The organism is Pseudoalteromonas sp. NZS11, assembly GCF_015864765.1.
GTDB classification, from domain to species: domain Bacteria; phylum Pseudomonadota; class Gammaproteobacteria; order Enterobacterales; family Alteromonadaceae; genus Pseudoalteromonas; species Pseudoalteromonas arctica.
The window spans coordinates 122581-145238 of record NZ_JADYWP010000002.1 but is presented as its reverse complement, the minus strand read 5'-3'; the positions used below and the strand labels follow the sequence as shown (position 1 = coordinate 145238).

General features: G+C 39.4%; 20 protein-coding genes. 9 read left to right on the top strand and 11 right to left on the bottom strand.

Going from position 1 to position 22658, the window contains the following annotated elements:
• Positions 1–43: 43 nt before the first annotated feature.
• Positions 44–538, bottom strand: coding sequence for a DUF6702 family protein (locus I6E82_RS04425; protein ID WP_197116907.1), 495 nt, complete (start codon positions 536–538; stop codon positions 44–46).
• Positions 538–2985, bottom strand: a complete 2448-nt coding sequence (locus I6E82_RS04420; protein ID WP_197116905.1) for a M1 family metallopeptidase — start codon at positions 2983–2985, stop codon at positions 538–540. The genes I6E82_RS04425 and I6E82_RS04420 overlap by 1 nt, the downstream gene beginning before the upstream one ends.
• Positions 2986–3564: 579 nt before the next feature.
• On the opposite strand from I6E82_RS04420, the gene I6E82_RS04415 reads away from it, so the two are divergent.
• From I6E82_RS04415 to I6E82_RS04400, 4 genes are all read left to right on the top strand, one after another.
• The gene (locus tag I6E82_RS04415; protein ID WP_002959190.1) at positions 3565–3801 is read left to right on the top strand and encodes a hypothetical protein; all 237 of its coding nucleotides are present in this window, start codon (positions 3565–3567) and stop codon (positions 3799–3801) included.
• A 78-nt stretch (positions 3802–3879) separates the two neighbouring features.
• Positions 3880–5127 carry an exonuclease SbcCD subunit D C-terminal domain-containing protein gene (locus tag I6E82_RS04410; RefSeq protein WP_197116903.1) on the top strand — a complete coding sequence of 416 codons (1248 nt, stop codon included), beginning with the start codon at positions 3880–3882 and terminating at the stop codon, positions 5125–5127.
• Complete coding sequence (locus tag I6E82_RS04405; protein ID WP_197116901.1) at positions 5124–8774, top strand: SbcC/MukB-like Walker B domain-containing protein; 3651 nt, start codon at positions 5124–5126, stop codon at positions 8772–8774. The genes I6E82_RS04410 and I6E82_RS04405 overlap by 4 nt, the downstream gene beginning before the upstream one ends.
• 28 nt (positions 8775–8802) lie before the next feature.
• On the top strand, positions 8803–9459 hold the full coding sequence (locus I6E82_RS04400; RefSeq protein ID WP_197116900.1) for a class I SAM-dependent methyltransferase: 657 nt from the start codon (positions 8803–8805) through the stop codon (positions 9457–9459).
• 176 nt (positions 9460–9635) lie between these two features.
• Here I6E82_RS04400 and I6E82_RS04395 read toward each other — a convergent pair whose 3' ends face one another.
• The 4 genes from I6E82_RS04395 to I6E82_RS04380 all read right to left on the bottom strand — a co-directional run bounded on the left by I6E82_RS04395 (position 9636) and on the right by I6E82_RS04380 (position 12003).
• The gene (locus I6E82_RS04395; RefSeq protein WP_024607052.1) at positions 9636–10448 is read right to left on the bottom strand and encodes a TIR domain-containing protein; all 813 of its coding nucleotides are present in this window, start codon (positions 10446–10448) and stop codon (positions 9636–9638) included.
• A 122-nt stretch (positions 10449–10570) separates the two neighbouring features.
• Positions 10571–10963, bottom strand: coding sequence for an ACT domain-containing protein (locus tag I6E82_RS04390; RefSeq protein ID WP_197116899.1), 393 nt, complete (start codon positions 10961–10963; stop codon positions 10571–10573).
• 19 nt (positions 10964–10982) lie between these two features.
• Positions 10983–11546: a DUF6942 family protein gene (locus I6E82_RS04385; protein ID WP_197111823.1), complete on the bottom strand. Its 564-nt coding sequence runs from the start codon at positions 11544–11546 to the stop codon at positions 10983–10985.
• Position 11547: 1 nt separating this feature from the next.
• Positions 11548–12003, bottom strand: a complete 456-nt coding sequence (locus I6E82_RS04380; RefSeq protein WP_007376692.1) for a YaiI/YqxD family protein — start codon at positions 12001–12003, stop codon at positions 11548–11550.
• Positions 12004–12133: 130 nt separating this feature from the next.
• On the opposite strand from I6E82_RS04380, the gene I6E82_RS04375 reads away from it, so the two are divergent.
• A complete protein-coding gene (locus I6E82_RS04375) occupies positions 12134–12655 on the top strand; it encodes a lipocalin family protein (RefSeq protein WP_007376693.1) in 522 nt (173 codons plus the stop codon).
• A 209-nt stretch (positions 12656–12864) separates the two neighbouring features.
• Here the strand turns inward: I6E82_RS04375 and I6E82_RS04370 are convergent, their stop codons facing one another.
• The 3 genes from I6E82_RS04370 to I6E82_RS04360 are packed head-to-tail and all read right to left on the bottom strand — an operon-like array spanning position 12865 to position 15136.
• Positions 12865–13200 carry a DUF3325 domain-containing protein gene (locus tag I6E82_RS04370; RefSeq protein ID WP_007583595.1) on the bottom strand — a complete coding sequence of 112 codons (336 nt, stop codon included), beginning with the start codon at positions 13198–13200 and terminating at the stop codon, positions 12865–12867.
• Entirely contained in the window at positions 13197–14798 is a 1602-nt protein-coding gene (locus I6E82_RS04365; protein ID WP_197116898.1) for a PepSY-associated TM helix domain-containing protein, read from the bottom strand. Before I6E82_RS04365 ends, I6E82_RS04370 begins: the two co-directional genes overlap by 4 nt.
• On the bottom strand, positions 14795–15136 hold the full coding sequence (locus tag I6E82_RS04360; protein ID WP_007583591.1) for a hypothetical protein: 342 nt from the start codon (positions 15134–15136) through the stop codon (positions 14795–14797). The genes I6E82_RS04365 and I6E82_RS04360 overlap by 4 nt, the downstream gene beginning before the upstream one ends.
• Before the next feature lie 343 nt (positions 15137–15479).
• Between I6E82_RS04360 and I6E82_RS04355 the strand changes: the two genes are divergently transcribed.
• The 3 genes from I6E82_RS04355 to I6E82_RS04345 all read left to right on the top strand — a co-directional run bounded on the left by I6E82_RS04355 (position 15480) and on the right by I6E82_RS04345 (position 17751).
• Positions 15480–15836 (top strand): VOC family protein, encoded by a 357-nt coding sequence (locus tag I6E82_RS04355; protein ID WP_007583589.1) that lies wholly within the window; start codon positions 15480–15482, stop codon positions 15834–15836.
• 150 nt (positions 15837–15986) lie between these two features.
• Positions 15987–16568 carry a uracil-DNA glycosylase family protein gene (locus tag I6E82_RS04350; RefSeq protein ID WP_197116897.1) on the top strand — a complete coding sequence of 194 codons (582 nt, stop codon included), beginning with the start codon at positions 15987–15989 and terminating at the stop codon, positions 16566–16568.
• 304 nt (positions 16569–16872) lie between these two features.
• Complete coding sequence (locus tag I6E82_RS04345) at positions 16873–17751, top strand: bile acid:sodium symporter family protein (RefSeq protein ID WP_024591551.1); 879 nt, start codon at positions 16873–16875, stop codon at positions 17749–17751.
• Positions 17752–18067: 316 nt separating this feature from the next.
• Here I6E82_RS04345 and I6E82_RS04340 read toward each other — a convergent pair whose 3' ends face one another.
• Both I6E82_RS04340 and dgt read right to left on the bottom strand, forming a co-directional pair.
• Complete coding sequence (locus I6E82_RS04340; protein WP_197116896.1) at positions 18068–19717, bottom strand: cell surface protein; 1650 nt, start codon at positions 19715–19717, stop codon at positions 18068–18070.
• Positions 19718–19789: 72 nt separating this feature from the next.
• Complete coding sequence (dgt, locus tag I6E82_RS04335; RefSeq protein ID WP_197116895.1) at positions 19790–21256, bottom strand: dGTPase; 1467 nt, start codon at positions 21254–21256, stop codon at positions 19790–19792.
• Positions 21257–21418: 162 nt separating this feature from the next.
• Between dgt and I6E82_RS04330 the strand changes: the two genes are divergently transcribed.
• Positions 21419–22639 (top strand): alkaline phosphatase family protein, encoded by a 1221-nt coding sequence (locus tag I6E82_RS04330; protein ID WP_024591549.1) that lies wholly within the window; start codon positions 21419–21421, stop codon positions 22637–22639.
• Positions 22640–22658 lie beyond the last annotated feature (19 nt).

The window sequence follows — 22658 nt, the reverse complement described above, 5'->3', positions numbered from 1 at the left end:
CATAAACAACTGCTGTGCGCGTCGGTTGGGGAAGTTTTAAATATTAATTTTGCTCAAAGCGGGCTTCGAGCCAAGTATCATCTTGAGCAAAGTTTAAAGTTTTAATCTTACCTTTGCCCTCAACGTTTACCATATTTACCTGAGATGGCCATAAATCACGAAGTGCGCCATTACTCATTTTAATTCCTTCAATATTTTCAGGAATTGGTGCTTCTTGGTAAACCCAAAAAAACTTACCATCAACTTGTGCTCCCACAAAGTTAAGTGGTAAAGGTTCACCACTTAACGTTTGTAGAGCAATATGCGATTCAACATACTTAGCAAAACGTTGTTGGTCGGCTTTATTACTAATAATATCAATTTTGCCTTTAAACAATGTTCCTACGGCGTGTTCGGTATCATGTAAATAAAAGCGATGCATTAATTCAACATTATGCGTTCGTTTATTAAAAAGCACGGTTGTAACTGACGATTTTAGTTGATGCGCCATACTTGGCGCAGCAACTAAAAGGCAAACAATAATAAGCAAAAAGCGCATTATTGCTGCTCCTCACCGTCATCCTTTTCGTCTTTCTTCTCATCAGTTTTAAGCTCAGTTTTAATATCTTGCATGATATCGCGACTTACTTTAGCTTTACTCTTTTCCTTTTTAAACACTTCAATACGTGAAGGAATAATACGACGAGGGTAGTTATTGTTTTCAACATCTACGTCAGCTGTTTCCCAGCCTGGGTCAACAGTAACTGATACAAGCGGTTTGTTTTTATCGGTAACAATCAGCTTTTGAACGTTTTTATAATTACGACGCCAAATTTCAGCAGGAATATAGCGCTCTTCTTTAGTGCCATCTTCATATGTGAGCTCTAATAAAATAGGCATTACCAAACCACCAAGGTTTGAAAATTCCATAACGTAATAGTTTTTATCTTCTTCTAAAGCCCGCTCAAGCGTTTTACGCTCCCACGGCTCTAAGCCTTTTAAAAACTTATTGTACGAGTTACGTTCTTTATTGGTTACAGTAAAACGGTCGTTTTCGTCATAAAAATCGGTAACATCAGAGTTTTTCTCAACCCATGTTTTTTTACCTTGTGCGCGGTTACGCTCAACAAATAATGAAGTAGGTTTGTCTGCTTCAATATCACGTAAACGGCTGTAATCAATATCAGGGTTTTTAGTGTCTAAACGTAGTTGATATACTTTATCTAAAGAGATATCTACATGGTCTGTGGTGTAAAACCAGCCACGCCAAAACCAATCTAAATCAACACCAGAGGCTTCTTCCATTGTACGGAAAAAATCAGCTGGAGTAGGGCGCTTGTATTTCCAGCGCTGAGCATACTCTTTAAATGCAAAGTCGAATAAGTCACGGCCTAAAATTACTTCACGTAAAATATTAAGGGCTGCTGCAGGTTTAGTATAAGCATTAGGACCTAAGCGTAATACACTGTCTGACTGAGTCATAACAGGTACTTGGTTTTCAGACTTCATGTAGCTCACTATATCGCGAGGCTCAACACCCCAAGGAATAGTAGGATCCCATTCACGACCAGCAACGCCATCTAAAAAGCTATTTAAGCCTTCATCCATCCACGTCCATTGGCGCTCATCTGAGTTAACAATCATTGGAAAGTAAATATGACCCACTTCATGAATAACTACGCCAAGTAAAAAGCGCTTTTCAGCTTGAGAATAAGTACGTGTACCATCATCTTGTAACTTAGTACGTGGGCCGTTAAAGGTAATCATTGGGTATTCCATACCGCCAACAGGACCATTTACCGATTGCGCAGTTGGGTATGGGTAGTCAAAAGAATACTTAGAGTACACTTCCATTGTGTGTACTACCGCTTCAGTTGAGTACTTCTCCCATAAGTCACCACCTTCTTTAGGGAAGAACGACATTGCCATAACTAAAGGCTGAACGTCACCACCTTGCTGATAACCCTTTGCATCCCACATAAACTTACGAGACGACGCCCAAGCAAAGTCACGTACGTTTTGCGCTTTAAAGTGCCACGTTTTAGTTTTGTCGGTGCCTTCTTTTTCGTTTTCTAGCGCTTCTTCTGCGTTAACAATAAACACAGGACGCTTAGATGTTTCGGCTTGCTTTAAACGTTTACGCTGAGTACTTGTAAGTACTTTGCTCGCGTTATCAAGTTTACCTGTTGCCGATACAATGTGATCTGCCGGAACAGTAATCTCAACATCGTAATCACCAAACTCAAGCGTAAACTCACCTGAGCCTAAAAACGGCTTGTTTGTCCATGCTTCGTAATCGGTATAAGCCGCTAAACGAGGAAACCACTGAGCAATTAAGAATATGTCGTTGCCGTCTTCTTCAAAGTGCTCGTAACCAGAACGTGCACCCACTGCATCTTCTTCAACAATGTTGAAGGCAAAGTTCATGCTAAATTCTACTTCTTTACCTGGTTTTAATGGCTCGTTTAAATCGATGCGCATTAAGGTATCAACTACAGTTACGCGTAGCTCTTTACCATCGTCATCTTTTACGCCATTGATTGTATAACCCAGTTCGTTGTCGCTCATAAATTGCTGGCGACGTAATTCACCTAAACTTAATTTAGCGGGCTTTTGAGCTGGTAAGCTTTCTAAAGTGCTTTTAAATGTTTTTGTTGTTTCGGCAATAGAGTCACTTTTAAAAATATTTTGATCTAACTGTAACCATAAATATTTAAGCGTATGTGGTGAGTTATTTTTATATTCAATGCTTTGACTACCAGTAATGCGGTGCTTTTTTTCATCTAGCTTCACATCAATATCGTAATTTACACGTTGCTGCCAGTATTTTTCACCTGGTTCGCCAGCGGCACTACGATAAACATTGGGTGTAGGAAGTGCTTCGTCTAATTGACGAAATTTATCAACAAAAGAACCTTTTGTTTGCTCAACCGAAGACGCCATAGCTGCACTCGATATTGCGAACGGCAATACAAAAGCACTTAGCGTAAGACCTATTTTTTTCATTGTTAGTCCTAATATAATTTTGTGAGCGTACTTTGACAAATATACCAGTTAGCTTCAATAAATTAGCGACCAAGTACCGTATTTTTAGGGTGATGTTCACTTAGTTTTTTAGATTGAAAAATACAATTATTTTGTAACAAAATACGAATAGATAAAAACTGTAAAGGGGGTTTACAAAATTGGGTTTTAATAATGGTTTTGATCGGTTAAATACAAAGTCCCAGAACTCAAAAAAATATCATTCATTTTATATATATTGCTAAAAAAGTATTGCTTTGGCATTACCAGGTAAACCATTAATCCTACGTATAAGTATTACTAATTCGCAACAAGTAAAATGGCCTAAAAGCCCTTTCTACTGAACAAAAACACAGTGAAACGAGTAAATAATTGGCTCAAATATTGCCGAACTTCATTAATATTCGCTATTTGTACGATAAATGACAAATAGTGTAATTTTAGGTTGATCTTTAGTGCTGTTTATATTTAAAATCGCCAACCTTTTTATTTGAGGCAAATAAATTCGTCACATTTATCCTCAAATTAATATCGATTACTAGCAAGAAATGCGGTGGGCTTATGGATTTTTACATCCTAAAAAAACAACAAGAACTAATTGCGATTCCAGCAAGTGAGAATAACTGTAAGCAGTATCTCGATTCGGGTTATTTTTATATCGATAAAGTAGCAGCGTGCAACGAAACTAATGCACTAAAGGCGCTACACGCAAAACAAACTAAAACGTTAAAAATTCCATTATTAATGGCACTTTTAGCATTACCGGTTGTTTTTTCAGCTTGGTACAGTTTAACCTAACGTAATGCATGCCTTAGGCTTGCATCTTTAACAGCCTTGGGTATATTGGCGCTCTTACGGTTTTATTAAGAGCGCGACATGAAAGTCCTCCACACCTCAGATTGGCACCTTGGCCAACAATTTTACGAACACGATCGCCGTGTTGAACATCAAGCTTTTTTTACATGGTTATTAGCCACTCTTGTTGAACAACAAATAGACTTACTTTTAGTTGCGGGCGATATTTATCATACAGCGACACCAAGTGCTAGCGCCGAAAATCAGCTTTATCAATTTATTAAAGACGCCAAAAAAGCATGCCCACTATTACACGTAGTGATTATTGCGGGTAACCACGACTCTGCAAATCGTATTTTGGCAGCTCAGCCATTACTTGCACAGTTTGATACTCACGTAGTAGGGCGCTTTGATGTCGCAACACCCGATGAAACTGTTATTACCATAAATACCAATGGTAAACGCGCTGTAATCGTCGCTATGCCATTTTTACGCGCAAGTGATGTAAGTTTACTTAGCCAAACCGAAAGCGGCCCTAGTTATGCTCAAGGCGTTTCAAAAGCTTACGAACTTGCACTAGAGCAAGCTACTAATATAAACGAGAAAAACTCACCATTAATAGTTATGGGGCATTTACACGCAAAAGGCGGGGATATTTCAAGTGATTCTGAGCGTAACCTAGTAATAGGTGGTGAAGAGTCTATTTCTGCTAATGTATTTGGTAAACAAGCCAACTACGTCGCTCTTGGGCACTTACACAAAGCGCAACAAGTCGCTAAAAGTGATGTTATTCGATACAGCGGCACACCTATCCCTATGTCGTTTTCAGAACGTAACTACACGCACCAAGTAAATGTTGTTGAGTTTATTATTGATGAAAAACAACATATTAGTACAACTGTAAACCCCCTTTACATTCCGCGCTCTGCCGATGTGATTATTTTACCAAAAGGGGAGTGTGTACCATTAAGCGAACTATGCGAGCAAATTAAAGCGCTCGACACCGCACAAAATATAATAGCGCCTTATTTACGTGTAAAGCTTAAATCAAGCGATACCGACACCACCTTCAGAGAACAAATAGAACAAGCACTTGAAGGCAAGCATATTAAATTTTGTGGTATTGAACGTGTACGTGAGCAATCAGCGCAAAATGACGACAACACCGTATTTGAAGATTTAAGCGAAGTTGAAATGCTCAATCCACTAAACCTATTAGAACAAGCATTCGCAAACGATAAAGACATGGCAGGGCAAAGCGTACCCGATGAGCTAAAAGCACTTTTAAGTGACGTGATAAACGAGCTAACGGAGCAGGAACAACTATGAAAATAACCGCAGTTCGTATTCATAATTTAGCCTCAATAGTTGACGCTGAAATAGATTTTACTAAAGCTCCATTAAAAGACGCAGGTCTATTTGCCATTACTGGCGATACTGGCGCTGGTAAAAGTACCTTTTTAGATGCCATTTGTTTAGCCCTTTATACAAAAACAGCGAGGCTGCGCGGTGATAAAGGTAACTTAATTGAGTTTAACGGCGACAGCATTAAGCTTAATGATGCGCGAAACTTGCTACGCAGAGGTACATGGGAAGGCTACGCCGAGGTCGACTTTTTAGGACAAGATAAACAGCTTTATCGTGCGCGCTATACAATTGCACGGACCCATAAAAAAGTAACAGGCAAACTTAAAGTAGCAGAGCACACTTTAGTAACCCTGCCAGACGAAACCCTTATAGCTGACAAAAGCCACACAATAAAAGAAGTCGAGAGTAAAATAGGGCTTAACTTTGAGCAGTTCTCCCGTGCCGTACTTTTAGCACAACATGAGTTTGCTGCGTTTTTAAAAGCCACTGGCGATGAGCGAGCGCAACTTTTAGAGTGCTTAACAGGTACCGATAAATTTAGCCGTATTGGCGTGCGTATTTTTGAACGTCATAAAGAGCAAGTAGCAAAGCTTGAAGCGCTTAAAGCAGGCCTTCAAAGCTATACTTTGCTAGCACCAGAAGAACTTGAGCTACAACAAACCAAGTTAACCGATTTAAAAGCGCAAACCGAACACACTAAAAAAGAGCTATCCAAAACCGAAAAAGCACTTAACTGGTATCAGCAAGCTACAGTACTTGAGCAAAACTTACTGCAAGCACAGCAAACCCAGCAACAAGCAAGCTCAGCGCTTGAAAGTATTACCTCACAAAGCGAGCAGGCAAAACAAGCCAAGCAGGCGCTTGAAATAAAAGATAACCGCAGCCGTTTTAATTTGTTAACCGATCAAAATACGGCTTTGGATCAGCAAATAACATCGCTTAAAAGTGTTGATCATTTAGCGGTAATTAACGAGCGTAATACCGCGCTTACTAAGCATACCGAGCTGCTTAATAACGCCAATGAGCAAAAACAAAATGCAGCGCCCGTTATAGCTAAAGCGCGAGAGCTCGACAGCAATATTGCCTTGCAAACTCAAGCTGTAAAAGGTACTGAGTCGCAAATAACCAAAGAGCAATCTCAGTTTGATGAGTTCACACAGCAGCTTAAACAAAGCAATAGCGAGCTTGAACTCGCTAATACCGAATCAACTAAAAGCCAGCAATGGCTTAATGAGCATGCACAGCTGCATGTTTTAGCAAAAGACTGGAGCTACTATCAGCAAAGCTTTAATACTTACTTAAATGCACAGCAGCAATTAACCGCAAACCTTGCACAAAGCCAAACTCTTAATAGCGAGCTTGCAAGTCAAAGCGATCTTTTAAATGCGCAAAATAATAAAGTGCAGCAGTGCGAGGTGGCACTTAGTGGTGAGCAATCAACTTTACAGGCATTAAATACTCAGCTTAATGAGTTTAATGCAGAGCACTGCGACGCGCAGTTAAAAAGTATTGATTACTTAAAAGAGCAGCGCGAGCGTTACGGGCAATTTAACGCAGAACTAAAACAAAGCACTCAACGCCAACAAGTACTTAATCAGCAGTTAAATGAAAGCCAGCAAGCCCATGCTTTACTTAATCAGCATTTAATAACCAGCGAGCAAGCGCTTAAAGGTAGCGAGTACGCACTTAACCAAGCGCGCTTAAGAGCCAGCGAAAACGTAGAACATTTACGCACAGAGCTTCGCCCTAATGAGCCTTGTTTAGTGTGCGGTGCAACTGAGCACCCGTATGCGGTAAATCAAAATCAGCAATTAAATAACTTAATTACTGATTTTGAAAATGCTTTTAATGCCGCTAAAAAGCAATTTGACCATGCACAAAGCGAGCTGCATAAGCATCAAACTCAACATGCTGTATTAACTGCTGAACACGGACAACTTGAGCAAATAATACAAACAGCAAAAGCTAAACAGCTCGACATTAAAAATACCATGCAAGGCGCACGCACAGAGCTTAACGACTTAACGCCTGATCAGCTTGAAGTAACTTATAAGCAGTTAACGGAGCAAAAAGCGCAATACTTTGAGCAACAAAAACGTCAACGTACACTGCAAACTAAAGTAAATGAGCTACTAGCAGCACTTAAAGCAGAGCAGCAAGTACAGCAGCAACTTAGTAATAAACACCTTGAGCTTACACATCAGCAAAACCAAATAACGAGTAAGCATAGCGAACTAAGTGCGCAAATTAACGAGCTCGGTACAACGCTCAATAGCCAATTTGAAAACAGTGATTTTTGGCAGCAACTACAAACCAATGCGCTTGAACTTACCGAGCTGCACGAGCAGGTTACGCAGTATCAGCAAACTCAAACGCAACTTGAGCAAAGCCAAAAGCGCCAAGACACAGCTAATGAGCAAATAAAACAGCTTACACCGCTTATAAGTAACAACGAGCAATCGTTAAAAGCACTTAATGAAGAGCTTGTAAAAGCTAAAAATTTACTAAGCACTGTACAAAGTGAGCGCTTAGCTTTATTTAATAACGAGCAAATAAGTGCAGACGACTACCAAGCAAAACTTACAAGTGCGCAAGAGCAACTGCAATCGCAGGTTCAAGCGAGTCAAAAAGCCTATGACGACGCTATAAAACAACGAGATGAGCACGCCATAACGCTTAAAAATGTAGAGCAACGCTTGCTTGAAAGCAGCCAAGAGCTAGCAACGCTTGAAGCACGTTATAACCAGTGGTTTACTGACTTTAAAGCGCAATACAGCAATACAACGCACGAACAGGTCAATATTTTACTAACGCTTAGTAGCGATACTATTAAAGCGCATTTAACTCAGCACGAGCAGTTAACTCAAGCGCTAACAGATGCAAACGCCGCATTAAAACAGCAGCAACTTACGCTTGAAAAACACAACAGTAGCGATAAACCAACGCAAAGTGCAGAGGCTTTAAGTACGCAACTAAGCAGCTTAAACGAGCAACAAACGCAGCTGCAAAATTCATTACTAGCAACTAATACCGCTATTGAGCAACATAACCAAAATGCGAAAGCGCTTGAAGGCAAACAAGCTGAGTTAACTACGCTTAAAACCCAGGTTGAACAATGGCACTTGCTTAATAAAGTATTGGGTGATGCAACGGGTAAAACCATGCGTAACTTAGCGCAAACACAAACGTTAAAAATATTACTGCACTATGCAAACAGCCATTTAAAAACACTCAACAAACGCTACGAATTAACCGCCATAGCGCAAACACTCGACATTGCAATTATTGACCGCGACATGGCCGACGAGCAACGCTCTGTTAATACACTCTCAGGCGGGGAGTCATTTTTAGTATCGCTCGCACTTGCACTTGGTTTAGCATCGCTTTCGTCAAACAAAGTACAAATCAATTCTTTGTTTATTGACGAAGGGTTTGGTACGTTAGACAGCGAAACCCTAAGCATTGCAATGGACGCTTTGGATTCTTTGCAAGCACAAGGCAGAAAAGTAGGCGTTATATCGCACGTAACACAAATGAGCGAGCGTGTAGCCACTCAAGTGCATGTAGCCAAAAAGCCAGGTGGATATTCCACAGTTGAAGTTTTATAAGCAACATTACTGAAAACAAGGAGATACAATGCCAACGTTTACAGGCGAGCAAGCAACACAATACGATAGCCGTATAACCCGTTTAGTTCCTGGTTATGAATTATTACATCAGCTCACTAACGCACAGCTAAAAGCAACGCTAAGCGATAATGCGCATATTTTAGTAGTAGGGGCAGGCACAGGCAAAGAAGTGCTTGCACTGGCTGCATTAAACCCTACATGGCAATTTACCGCGCAAGATACATCAGCCGATATGCTTGCTATCGCGAAGCAGCAATTTGATGAGCAAGGCATAGCAGGCCGCGTTAATATTCATAACGGACCTGTTAATAAATTATCGGTTAAAGCCGATGCCGTTTTATGTTTATTGGTAATGCATTTTGTGCAAGATAACGGCGATAAAAAAGAGTTACTAAAAGCGATTAAAGGAAGCCTTAAAAAAGACGCCAACCTTTATATTGCAGATCTAATGCGCCCTGAAACTTCATTTGAGCGCGAAGCCCAGCTTACAACGTGCGCGCAATTGGGTTTAACCGAAACAGGTAAAACACAAACAGGGCACGACTTAGAAAATGAGTTTTACCCGCTTGATAGAATGCGCTTTAGCGAACTGCTAAATGAGTGCAAATTTGGCATTCCGAAGCTGTATTTTAAAGCTCTAGGTTTTAGCGGATATGTAGTTTAAGTTTTACAAGCTAAACAAGCACCCGCTATTTAGCACCAATAAAAACACCGAACTAACAAGTTCGGTGTTTTAATATAACCTCTCTAAACTCCGAAGTTTCTCTAAGCGTAGGTCGGTTAAGCGAAGCGCCACCCGACGGGGAAGTTAAATGGTAGCTCACATAGTGTAATGTAAACTTAAAATTGTATATCAGGTTTATAGCCTTGAGGTTGGAGTAAGTCTTCATTCTGCAGCAATATATCAATCCCCATCTCGGTTATCGAATAAGTATAAAAATCGCATTCACTTTGTTGATCTGTTTCAATAGCTTTACTTAAATATCCCATTCTTTCTAACTTGATCAACGATATTTGCAAAATAGAGTCATCTGTAGAACTAAAGTTATTAGAAATTCTATAAAATGGGAGACCATCAGGGTCAGACGTATAACTTTGCAGACAAGCTGCTAAAAATTTATAATCTTGTGCCTTAAGGTTATAAACTGATGGATTCGCAATATTTCTTTTTATCCCAGAGCTATTTTGATTATTGATCACTCCTAGCCTTTCTGCTTCAGCTTTAATTAATGTACAAGCACGGTTAGTCGCTGAAACCAAATCATAATCAGAACGTCCAGAATCATAATCAGCAGGAGTTACTCCTAATAAATCGGTTGGTAGATGCATTTCAATATCGCGAGGCTTCAGGATAAATGATCTAGATTTACCTATAGCTCCAACGAATAATCCCATTTCAAAAATTACATTATCTCTTACGACATGTTCTTGTCTATTTCGGATCGTAGCGATATCTTCTGGAGCAAATATAAATAGTGCAAAATCTACAAATGATGACTTTTCAACAAGATCATCGATCACTGTTGATGAGAGTTTAAAAGTACCATTTTTCCATAGCGTTACTTCAAATTCATGGTCTAAATTAACATTTACAGCTTCAGCTACGGGTAAGCTTTCAACTGAAGAAGCTATAAATAGTCTTGGTTTTCTCAACTTATTGTCTCCTTACTTAATTGAGTTTTCTTTTAGCAATAAGAATAAAGTTATATGTTTTTAGTATCTGCTTATTACATTAATACTAAAATGTTTAGCTTGCTACCATACTAGCAAAAATCCTAACCAATCTCTCCAAGCGCTTTCATTGCAGCTTGTGCTTTATCTGTTTGTACAAAAATATGGTCGTGATAAAACGCAGCGACTACATTAGCGCTAATGCCATGCTCAGTTAGCTTTGCAGATACCGCAGCAGTTAGCCCAACGGCCTCTAAACTTGAATGTACGTTAAGAGTGATTAAATTATATTTACCCTCGTAAGTAATACCTGCTTTATCGGCGGTTTCAGCTTTTAAAATAAGGGTTAGCCCTTCCTCTTCAACGTAAGTGGCAAGTGGCTCTAAATGAATATAATCAGCCAATTTTCCTGCTAAGCAACAAAAAATATACTCGCCTTGCTTAAGCGCTGGCTGCATTGATTTTAATAATTCGTTTAACTCTAAAATTCCGGCCATGGTCGTTCCTTACAATGTGTTATTTAGTGATTTTTAGCTGCGCGACTAGTTCGCTTAATCTCGCAATTTTTATATTACTTAACTGTCTATAATCAAAATATGGGCACACAATAATGTTGTTACTGGTATCGATTGCAAACTCGTCGTCAAGCCAATCAAACTGCGCATGTAACTTACCTTGTTGTAATAAGTTTTTAGCGTGCGTACGCCCTGCAATTATGTGTAACTGGTTTTTATTGCTAGCAGCTTTATTTGCACACGTAATAGTAATGTTGGGCGCGCTAAATAGCAGGGCGGTTTTACTATTGTTTTGCAGTAAATACTCATCGCGATATTGTTGCCAAGTAGGGGCTTGTTTAGCAAATGAATAATGCTCACTTGGCAGGGCAAATAGCACTTTTGCGTACACGTTAAACACTTTGCGCCAACCATTACCACAGTGCTGGTTTATGGTATTTATTTGCTCATTTATAACCGGCTCAAGGCATTCGAGTGTTTCAAAAAACGGCATTGGCGGCGCTTTTGCTACGTATACCGCCACGCTAAATTGCGTATCACCTAAGCCAACTAATTGGGTATTCAAGTTAGTTAGCCTTGTTTTGCGCTAAAATACGGTCGAGGTTATTTGCAAAGTTTTGGCGATCGGTTTGGCTAAGTGGCGGCGGCCCACCACTCATTTCTACGCCACTTGAGCGCATGGTATCCATAAAGTCTCGCACGTTAAGTATTGAGCGGATATTCTCGGTGGTATAAAGCTCGCCACGCGGGTTGAGTGCTTGCCCGCCGTTATCAATTACTTCACTTGCTAGCGGAATATCGCCCGTAATAACTAAATCGCCTTTTTCAATACGTTTTACTATTTCGTCGTCGGCTACATCAAACCCCGACGATACTTGAACGCGGCTTATGTATTTTGACGGCGGAATACGCATTGCGTGATTAGCCACTAAAATAGTCTCGATTTTCATACGCTCTGCAGCTCTAAAAAGTATTTCTTTTATAACAACAGGACACGCGTCTGCATCTACCCAAATTTTCATGCTATGGTCATTTTTATTGCTTTAGAATTAATATGATCCTATAGCAAAATTTTTTAATCGGCTAGCAAACTTTATATCCATCTATATTTAGATAATACGTACTATTTATGTAATTTAAAAAGGAGCTTACATGAAGGCTATTAAATACGGTTTACTTATTACAGGGCTATTTTTTCTGAGTGCTTGCACCAGCCCTCCTGAGGGAATAACACCCGTTAAAAACTTTGATATACAAAAATATAAAGGCAAATGGTTTGAAATAGCGCGGCTCAACCACTCATTTGAAGAAGGTATGGAGCAAGTTACCGCGACTTATTCAATTAACGACGACGGCACAGTAAAGGTCCTTAACAAAGGGTATTTAACGGATGATAAAAAATGGGATGACGCCGAAGGTTTGGCCAAGTTTGTTGAGGGCACTGACACCGGACATTTTAAAGTCTCGTTTTTTGGTCCATTTTATGGCGCTTACGTGATTTTTGAACTTGACCAACCCGATTATCAATATGCATTTATAACCAGTTACAACAAAGATTACTTGTGGTTTTTATCGCGTACACCAACGGTTAGCAAAGAGCTTAAAGAACACTTTTTAACTAAAGCTAAAGAGTTGGGCTTTGCTACTGATGAAATAATTTGGGTTGAGCAATAAACAATGTAAAGCCCCTTTACAGTAGTAATAAAAGAGTCACCTAACTGTAAAGTAACTTAAATATATTATGGTTATATTGTGTGTACTTGCCGTGAGACAGTAAGTATTGGAAACACTGAATATCCCCTATTGTTGGCAAGCTATATAGCTTGCCATTTTTTTTGCCTAATATATGAGAAAATAACGGATCACGTTTTTACTAACTAAGGCTAGTTTAACGCTAAAAACAACCCACTTAGTACAACTAACACGCTATTTAAAACACTAAACCACTTTACGTAGCCTACTAAAAAATTATAAAAAACCATTATAATTAAGACACTTAGGCTCATAAACCCGCAAAATAGTAATGTTCCATATCCACCTTGAGTAACTATACAAAGCACCAAGCTTAGTAAAATACTGATCCAAGCAGCTAATAGCAGCTTTTTACGTTGGGATTCTGTAGGGCGTTTTTTAAATACATCTTTAAAATGATTATACTTAGCCAGCGCAAAACAGTTAAAACTGAGCAGGCATAGGCTAAACCCAAGTAAATCAATCATGGTTTTTGCCTTTTAAGGTTATTAGATTGACTAGGGCTGATTATTTTTGAGTTATTTTTAGCAGTACGTAATTTTTCGGTTTGTATAAAAAACAATATACTAAATAACAAAAACAGTGCATCAAAAGTAAATAAAGCCCACTGTTTGTGCATCAAATAGCTAATTAGATTACCGTTAGTTGTAAGTGCATTAATAACCGGTACGCTTAAACATGCAACAGCATTTATAGCTGCCATAACTCGCCATTGCAGTGTGTCGCGCTTTATAAGTGCTAAAAGAGCAACCGCTAGCCATGTTAAAAAGAACGCGAGTATTTCTTTATCGGCGCGCTCTGCGGTAGTTGGGCTAAGTAGTCTGTTAGCAATAAAAAATGCACACGTTGCCAGTGGAAGTCCCATAATAGTGGCTAGGTTTAACCCTTCAACTAGTTTTAAACCAAACGAAGGTTTAACGTTATTTTTAGTTCGCTCGCGAATTCGCTTAGCCCACATAATACAGCCAGAGCCAATCATTACACAGCCTGCAATACCGCCTAATACGTATAACCAACGCAGTAACCACGTAGCTAAACGCCCCGTATGCATTGAATTAAGCGACTCGTAAAGCGCTTTGCTGCTAGTTAGCTCGTCATCAGTTTTAGCAACCATTTGCCCTGTAGCACCACTAAATATTAAGCGTGGTGCTTGGTCACGCAGTGTTTTACCTGCGCTTACCAATACGGTAATTGTTGAAGCTGCCATATTTGGTTGGTTAACTTGTACGCGAGTAATATCTGCATGAGGCCACTTAGTATAAACCTGATCCAAAATACTTTGAATCGGCACCATTGACGATTCGCCTTGGGCTTTATCGGTCATGGTGTTGCGAGGGGTTACATCGTTAAAAAAGCCACGCATGCCGTTATCGTACGACGTTTGCGCAGGGTAGGGAAACAACATAAATATGAGCGTAATCATGCCCGTGTAAGTAATCATTAAATGAAAAGGCAAGGCAAGCACAGAGCTTAAATTGTGGGCATCTAACCACGTACGGCTACCTTTATTACGTCTAAAACTAAACATATCTTTAAAAATACGCTTATGAATAACCACACCCGATATAATGGCAATTAGCATAAAAAAGCTGGCAAAGCATACAATCCAGCGTGCTGTTATTGCATCCATATAATGTAAATCATAATGCAACCGATAAAAAAAGTTACCACCTTTAGTATCTACAAAGGGCTCAAGCTCTTTCATGGTATTAGGGTTTAACTGTGTGCTTTTAAACTGGCTGCGGCGCTGGCCTGGCTCTTTTGGCTTTGCATAACCATAAATTAAATAAGGAATACGCGGCTCAGGTAATGTAATACGCCAGCTTGATGAGTTAGCTCCATGGTTAGCTAAGTAATCGAACCCTGTAATTATTTGTTGTTTTTGCGCTTCTATACGCTGTGTTTGGGCTTGTACATTATGTATGGCAGGTTGATTCCACAGCGTTATTTCGTCTCTAAAAAAGCTAAGTGTTCCTGCAAAAAATATTAAATATAATAACCAACAAACGAGTAACCCTACCCAAGTGTGTAACCAAGTCATCGATCTGAAAAAGCTGTCTTTCATACCCAACCCTTTAGTAATACAAGCAATCCGATAAACGCACCTGTACTTAGTAAAATACTGATCCACACTTTTCTTAATGATTTAACGCTAAAGGCATAAATAAATACTACGGCATAAATTAAAATGCTGATTGAAACACTAAACAGTACAGCGTCTTGCTTAGCTATTGGCAATACAAAACTTAATAACGCAGTACTTGCAGAGGTAAAGGCATAGCCACCAATTATGGCAATAAAAAAACGTAAAAATACCAAAACTCGATAACTGCTTACGCTTTTTACTATAAGCGCAATTACGTTAACCTTATCGAATGGCGCACTGTGCAAAGGTGCCTGCATAGTTAATTAATCCCTTTATTTAAAGCTGAGGATAAAACAAAGGCGCTATTATATATGTTACAAATACAAAAGATAGCTATTCTCATTTACGGCGACTAACTTTTAGTAAATTATCCTTCTTACTTAACCTGAACCTTGGTTAACAGGTTTTATACGTATTGAATTATGGTGATATTTAAATTTATTTTCTCTAGCGCTGAAAATAGCTGCTCGAGATAGATTTATTATCCAGAGTTCAAATTACTTAGTAAAATACTGATCTGTTATTGTTTAATGATATTGCACAGGCTGTATGTAAAGCTTAAGGTTAATAAACTGAGTAAAAATAAAGAGTGAAATAACGATGAGCGATCACGAAAAACTAAATTACGTTGAGTTTCCTGCATGCGACTTACCCGCAACTAAGGCCTTTTTTAGTCATGTATTTAATTGGCAGTTTACTGACTACGGCCCAGAATACACGGCATTTAGTGGGCAGGGGTTAGATGGTGGGATTTTTCAGGCTCCATTAAAATCACTAACTCAGCATGGGGCAGCATTACTTATTTTTTATAGCGACGACATACACGCAACCTTTAAAAAAGTAGAGACATTTGGCGGAGTAATATTAAAACCTATTTTTGAGTTTCCTGGCGGTTGTCGGTTTCACTTTACAGAACCAAGTGGTAACGAATTTGCGGTATGGGCGAAAGAACACTAGGTACTATAAGGGCTGTAGGGCATTTAGGCTTAAAGATCAGGATTTTACTAACTAATCGCCATTTTAGATAAAATAAACCGATTTTTTACCAACTCATTTATCCTAAATGGCCATTTAGGATAAAAATTAAGCATTTAAGGCCAAATAAACATGAATAGTCACCAATTAATAGACCAAGTTAGTAAATGCGTGATCTGTGATCCTCATTTACCTTTAGGGGCTCTACCTGTAATACAATTTAACCCAAACGCACGTATTTTAATCGCGGGCCAAGCACCGGGTATAAAAGTTCACGAAACAGGCGTGCCGTTTAACGATGCAAGCGGAAACCGCCTACGAGAATGGCTTGGGCTAACAAGGGATGAATTTTACGATGCTAATAATATAGCAATTTTACCTATGGGCTTTTGCTACCCGGGTAGGGGTAAGTCGGGTGATTTACCACCGAGAAAAGAATGTGCCCCAGCATGGCGCGAGCAATTATTGGCTGCACTACCAAATATTGAGCTGACAATAGTATTAGGTAAATACGCGCAGGCGTATCATTTACCGGAGACTAAAAAAATGCCACTTACGGAGTTAGTAAAATCGTGGCGTGAGTATTGGCCAAATTATTTAGTGCTTCCACACCCCAGTCCGCGTAATAATATATGGCTTAAAAAGAATCCATGGTTTGAGCAAGATGTACTTCCAGAACTGGGTAAACGCATTGCGACTATTTTAAATAAGTAATACTTCTAGCATTAGGATTTATTGTAAAGGGGCGTTATACCAATCCGCAATAATACTTAATCATTTTGCGGGGCTAAACGTGTCGCTACCTGTGTTAAAAAATTCTCATTTACGACTGCATGGATGTAGAAGGTAGAGCAATGCAGGAGTAATTGCCGAGAACAACTAAATAGCGAATTTTTTGCCTAGCTATCAACACGTTTTTCCATCCTCAAAATAGATCACTTAATTAAGCGAATTGGTATACAGTTAACTTAAAAATTAACACTCCAATTAAAAACAATAACAAACGAGGCTGTCTAATTTGAATGCATCTATATTAACTGAAGTAATACTTCCGCTCGCTCTTGCACTTATTATGTTTGGTATGGGTCTTGGGCTTACAACAAACGATTTTACTCGTCTATTTAAAAGCCCGCTTGCCATTGTTATGGGTTTAATAGGCCAACTTGTAGCAATGCCTTTATTAGCATTAGGGCTGTGTTATTTACTTAACCTACCAACGCCTATCGCTATTGGTTTAATGATATTAGCTGCCTGCCCAGGCGGTACTATGTCAAATGTAGTAAGCCAGCTTGCTAAAGCTAATTTAGCGCTTTCGGTAAGTTTAACCGCTGCCTCTACCGCAATTAGTATAATAACCACACCGTTTATTATTGGCTTTGCTATGAGTCAGTTTGCCCCAGCAGACGATGCTACTTTTTCTATTTTAACTACTTCATTAGGGCTATTTTTTATTACCTTAGTGCCAGTTGCTATAGGCATTTGGTTACGTCACTTTAAAAGTGATTTTGCCATTAAAGCAGAGCCGTTTTTTAGACGCTTCTCGTTGTTTTTTATGCTTATGATGATTGCCGCACTAGTAATAAAAGAGCGCGATTTATTAGTTAGCTCATTTAACGATGTATTTTGGGCGTGCATAGCACTTAATATTGGTTCAATGGTTGTTGGTTGGTTAATTGCTAAGTGTTCAAAATTAAATTTAACTGATTCGCTGACGCTTTCAATTGAGGTTGGAATTCAAAATGCATCGTTAGCTATTTTAATTGCTATTAGCTTTTTGAATAAACCAGAATACGCGGTTACCGGTGGCGTGTATGGACTTGCTATGTTTATAGGGCCACTGCTATTAATTGGCGGGTTAAAGCTTAAAAATAAACGTACCGCTAGGGCTGTTAACTAGGACTTTTAATTAGGGCATGTTGACCAAGTTAGCTTAATTTAAGGCTACGTATAACGTAGCCGTAAACTCCAGTCTAAAAATACCACCTGTTAAATGTATGCTCTGCACCCATCGCGTCAACAAGTTGTAGGCTTACAAAAGACTCTCAAGCTTGAATATTGCACTAGGCGCAGAGCTTGTTTGCGCGAGAGTGAAGCTTCTAATTACTAGGGCGCATTTTAGGATGGGATAAGAGTGTAAGTAATATGGTGAAAAACAGTTAATTATTTGGTTACTAAAACTGCGCCTCAAATATGAGGCGCTACTTTAAAACTTACTACTTGGTTTGCATGTTTTTAGCGCGTTCTTCTGCATCTATTAATGCTTGCGATTTTGGCGCGCGTTTTTTCTCTTCTATTGTGGGCTTTTCAGTTGAGTCAGGATCCCAGCTTGAGTCTAACGATAAGTTAGCAAATGGATTGTTACTGTCTGCTTTTTTAGGCTCAATTACTGGCTCATCAACTAGCGGTGTTGTTTGTGTTTGCTCAGGTGATGCGTCTTCTTTTTTAGGCATCGGCTTTTCACCAGGTAATGGCGCGTCTGGGTTAAATGTACGCACCTCTGGTTCTTTAAAGTCTTGCTCGGTTGTATACGTAGTCGATTGAGCGTCAGATATTTGCTCTGGAGCGTGTAAATCTATAACCGCCTCACTCGCTGTTACTGGCTCAGGAGTGCTAATAAGCGGCTCTACAGTGCTATGTTTAGCTTCCATTGGCGCAGACTCTGTTACTTGGGCTGTATAGTGCTTACGTTGTTTTTTTACTGGTTTTGCATCGGGGTCAAAGTCGCGTACTTCTGGTTCATTAAAGCTGCTGGCATTTTTAATGCGCTCTAATGTTGTTTTAGCGGCAGCCTCAAATTCAGCAGTGTTAGGTTCAGGCTTTTGTTTTACTTCGTTAAATGCAGCGGTGTTTGTTTGCTCTGAGGTATCAGTTGGATTAAGCGGTGTAGGCTCAATTTCGCTTGTTTGCGATGGAGTAACTACGTTGTTTTGCTCACCTGAGATCTGCGTTATTGTATGTTCAATATCAGTATTTTGCGCTGTGTTAGTAGGTTCCACTGACTCTTCATTTGTCGCGACGCTGCTCTGAGCTGCTTTATTATCTTGAGTTACTTCGTTGATGGCGACAGGCTCAATCTCTGGATCTTTTGTTGTTTTACTTTCAGGTTTAACTGGCGTAGCAATTTTTTCTGATTTAACTTCAGGTGGAGCCGCCATAGTAGGTTCTGCCATTGTTTTACTTTGTTTTGCACGGCGCAGGCGCACGACTACTATAGCGCCAATAAGTACCACTATAACAAGTATTAAAGTGGGTAAAAGTAACGAGCTTGGGCTTTGTGCTACAGGTTGCGGCGCAATTACAGGCGCTGGTTTAGTTAACACCGGTGCTGGTTTTACAAGTACAGGATTTTCAGGCGTAGGTTGAACGCTTTGCTCTGGCGTCGCCGGTTTTACTTGCTCTATCACAGCTTCGTTTTTTTGCTCTATAACTACTTGCTCGGGTGCTGCTTTTGTTGGCTCTGCATCAATTACTATTTCGTTACTGTTGGTATTTAGCTGATCGTTTATTTGTTGTTTTTGATCATTAGTTAAATTAAGGGTTTGCTCGTTGATGCTTTCTTTAACAGCTTCTTCAGTAGGTTTAATTACAGGGGCAGGTTCAACAATTTTAGGTTGTGGCTGAGTAATAATAGTCGGCTCAGGCTCTATTATTTGGGGCTTAGGTTGTGCTTGAATTTCTTTTGGCTTATTACAGTTATTTTTGTAATCACGCGCAGCTTTACGATATTTTTGACTCGCTTTATTATTACTATTTTGCTGCATTTCTTGTTTAATTAAAATGCACATAGCTTCGTTGTATGCAGCACTTTGCGCACTATAAAATAAGGCAAAGCAAAGGGTAAATCTAATTAGTTTTGATATCATGAAGTTATGCGCGCTTAAATATTAATAGTTTGATTTTAAGCGCAAAATTAAAAATTATCCAGAGTAATACAACTAATCAATAACCATAAGGCTGCGATATTCATCGTAAGCAAATTGGTCGGTCATACCGCTTATATAATCTTGGATTAATCTACAACGATAATAAAACTCGTATGCCGCAAAGTGATCGGGCTCTTCTTGCATCGCATCTATTGCGTGTTGGTAACTATTTAAGTGCTTTTTAGAGAGCTTTTTAACAAGTCGCGACTCTATTAATAAACGTGAATCGCCATTTAGTGCACGCTTAAAGTCATCCTTGTTTAGTAGCAGTAATGGTTTATAGCAATCGAGCAAACCATTAATTATGCCATACCCTTGTAGCTCTAATTTTTCGACTTCTTTGTTTGAGAATACATGCTCAAGCGCTACCTGCTTTAGTGTTTTAGTTACTGCATGTAGATGGCTTCTATCTTCTAAAAGCGCTTGGTTAAAATCGCCATGATAAATAGGTTCTATATTTTCGATAAAGCGTTTTGCGGCGTGATTTACTAGCGGATGTAGCAATGCAACCCGCAAGTATATAAAAAATTCACTATTAAAATTATAGGGTTGTGCTTGTGCACGCTCTAGTGCGTAGTCTACGGCTTTGTCTACAAAATTTTGATGTTGAGCGTCGTCGATTAACAGATTTATTAATACTTTTTTGTAACTACTTTTAAGTTTTTCGCACAGCAACTCAGTGCTTATTATGTCTTTTTCTACGGCGTCTTCTATGTCGGCTAGGCAATACGAAATGTCGTCGGCGGCTTCCATTATGTAACTTGCAGGATGGCGGCAGTAAGGCTCAATAGTGAGCTCTTTTTGTAGCGCTTCAACAAAGTTTTTTTCGCTGTAGTAGTAACCTACTTTTTTCATTAAATAGTTTTTATTTTGCGGAATGTCTTTTACATCAAGCCCAGCAGGGCGAGTGTATTTTAAAATACCAGCACTTTGGCTGTAGGTTAAATTAAGCGTTTGCAAAGAATGAATTATACGTATGCCTTGGGCGTTGCCCTCAAAGTTACAAATATCAAGCGCAAGGTGTTTAAAAACAACACCTATACCGGTGTTTGGCTCTTTACAGCGCTCGGGTGTTACGCTTGCTAGGTTGTTATTAAACCAGTGGTTAATAGCCGCTTCGCCAAAATGCCCAAATGGTGGGTTGCCTATGTCGTGCATTAAGCAGGCCATTTCTACTAGGCTTTCTAGCGGGCGCTCTAGCTCGGTTAAGCCGTAATCTTTTTGTTGTTGGTAGCTTAAATTAGCAAAAATACGTTGCACTATAAAACGACCAACCTGTTGTACCTCAAGCGAGTGGGTAAGGCGAGAGCGTACAGCTGCGTTGCGCTCAAGCGGAAACACTTGTGTTTTTTGCTGCAGCCTGCGAATAGCAGCACTGTTAATAATACGTCCACGGTCGCTTTCTAGCGCCATCTGTAAGTTAGAGGTTGTGCGGTACATTCGTGCTGGCGTTATTTTTTTACTAAAATCTATGGTCATCTTTATACTTGTCCTTTTTACAATTGATGACTGGCATAGTTTTTAGCACATAGTCATTTGTCTTTAATATACAGGGTTTAATCTATCAGTTTGTATCATAAAGTAACAACTTGCTTTAAAATAATTTTTTGAGTAATTGTTGTGCATTTATAGGTGTTTATAATGAAACAGTGGATTTTAAAGGCAGTATCAATTTGCCTAATGTTAGGAATGAACAGCGCATTTGCTGCAAAAGAGCAAACTGTGGTGCTTGTATCAATTGATGGCCTGCGTTGGGATTATATTGAAAAACACGGCGCGCCAAATTTAAAAGCAATGGCCGAGCGCGGTGTTCGCGCACAAAAACTAATACCTGTTTATCCAACTAAAACGTTTCCTAACCATATTTCTATTATTACGGGCTTACTGCCAGTAAACCATGGCATTGTTGATAATAGCTTTTGTGATAAAGCGCGTAAAAACGACTGTTACAGCATGGGCAAAGCATTGGGCGATAGCACATGGGTAAAGGGTATTCCGCTTTGGAATTTAGCCAAAATGCAGGGACTTAAATCGGCTACTTATTTTTGGCCTGAGTCAGATGCATTATTTAACGGCATGACACCAGATTACTTTTATCACTATTCTAAATACAGCGATTACCAAAGCCGTGTTGATCAAATTATTCAGTGGTTAAGTTTACCAAAAGCACAGCGCCCACGTTTTATTGCGAGTTACTTTTCGCTAGTTGACAGCATGGGCCATGAATTTGGGCCAGACGCACCACAAACGCGTGATGCAGTTAAACAGCTTGATGAATTAATGGGGCAATTACAAACTCGCTTAAGTAAATTAGAGCAAGAGGTAAACTTAGTTATTGTGTCGGATCATGGTATGACGAGTATAGATCCAGATAAAAGCATTGATGTAACCACACTGCCTCAAGATGAAAACTTTTTAGTTAAAAATACTGGCCCACGTTTACTTATTTATACCCAACCGGATGCTAAAAACGCTGATATTGAAGGTTACAAAGCGCGTTTACGAGATGCGTCAAACGGTCGTTATACAGTATTAACTGACGAGCAATTAGCAGCGTATCATTACAATAAAGGCACTCGCGTAGGCGATATTGTGGTGCAAACTACAGCGCCAGCGGTATTTACCAATGGTAAAAAACCAACCTATTTAGGGACTCACGGTTATGCATATACCGAGGATATGGCAGCATCATTTATTGCTGTAGGCCCTGCATTTAAACAAGGTGTAAGCCTTAAAGAAGTAAATAATCTTGATATTTACCCAGTACTGGCAAAAGTGATGGGACTTAAATTGTTAAACAAAGTAGACGGCAATGGTAAAACATTAATGCCAGCAATTAAGCAAAAAATCGTTGTGCATTAGCTTAATCTAAAAGAGCGCG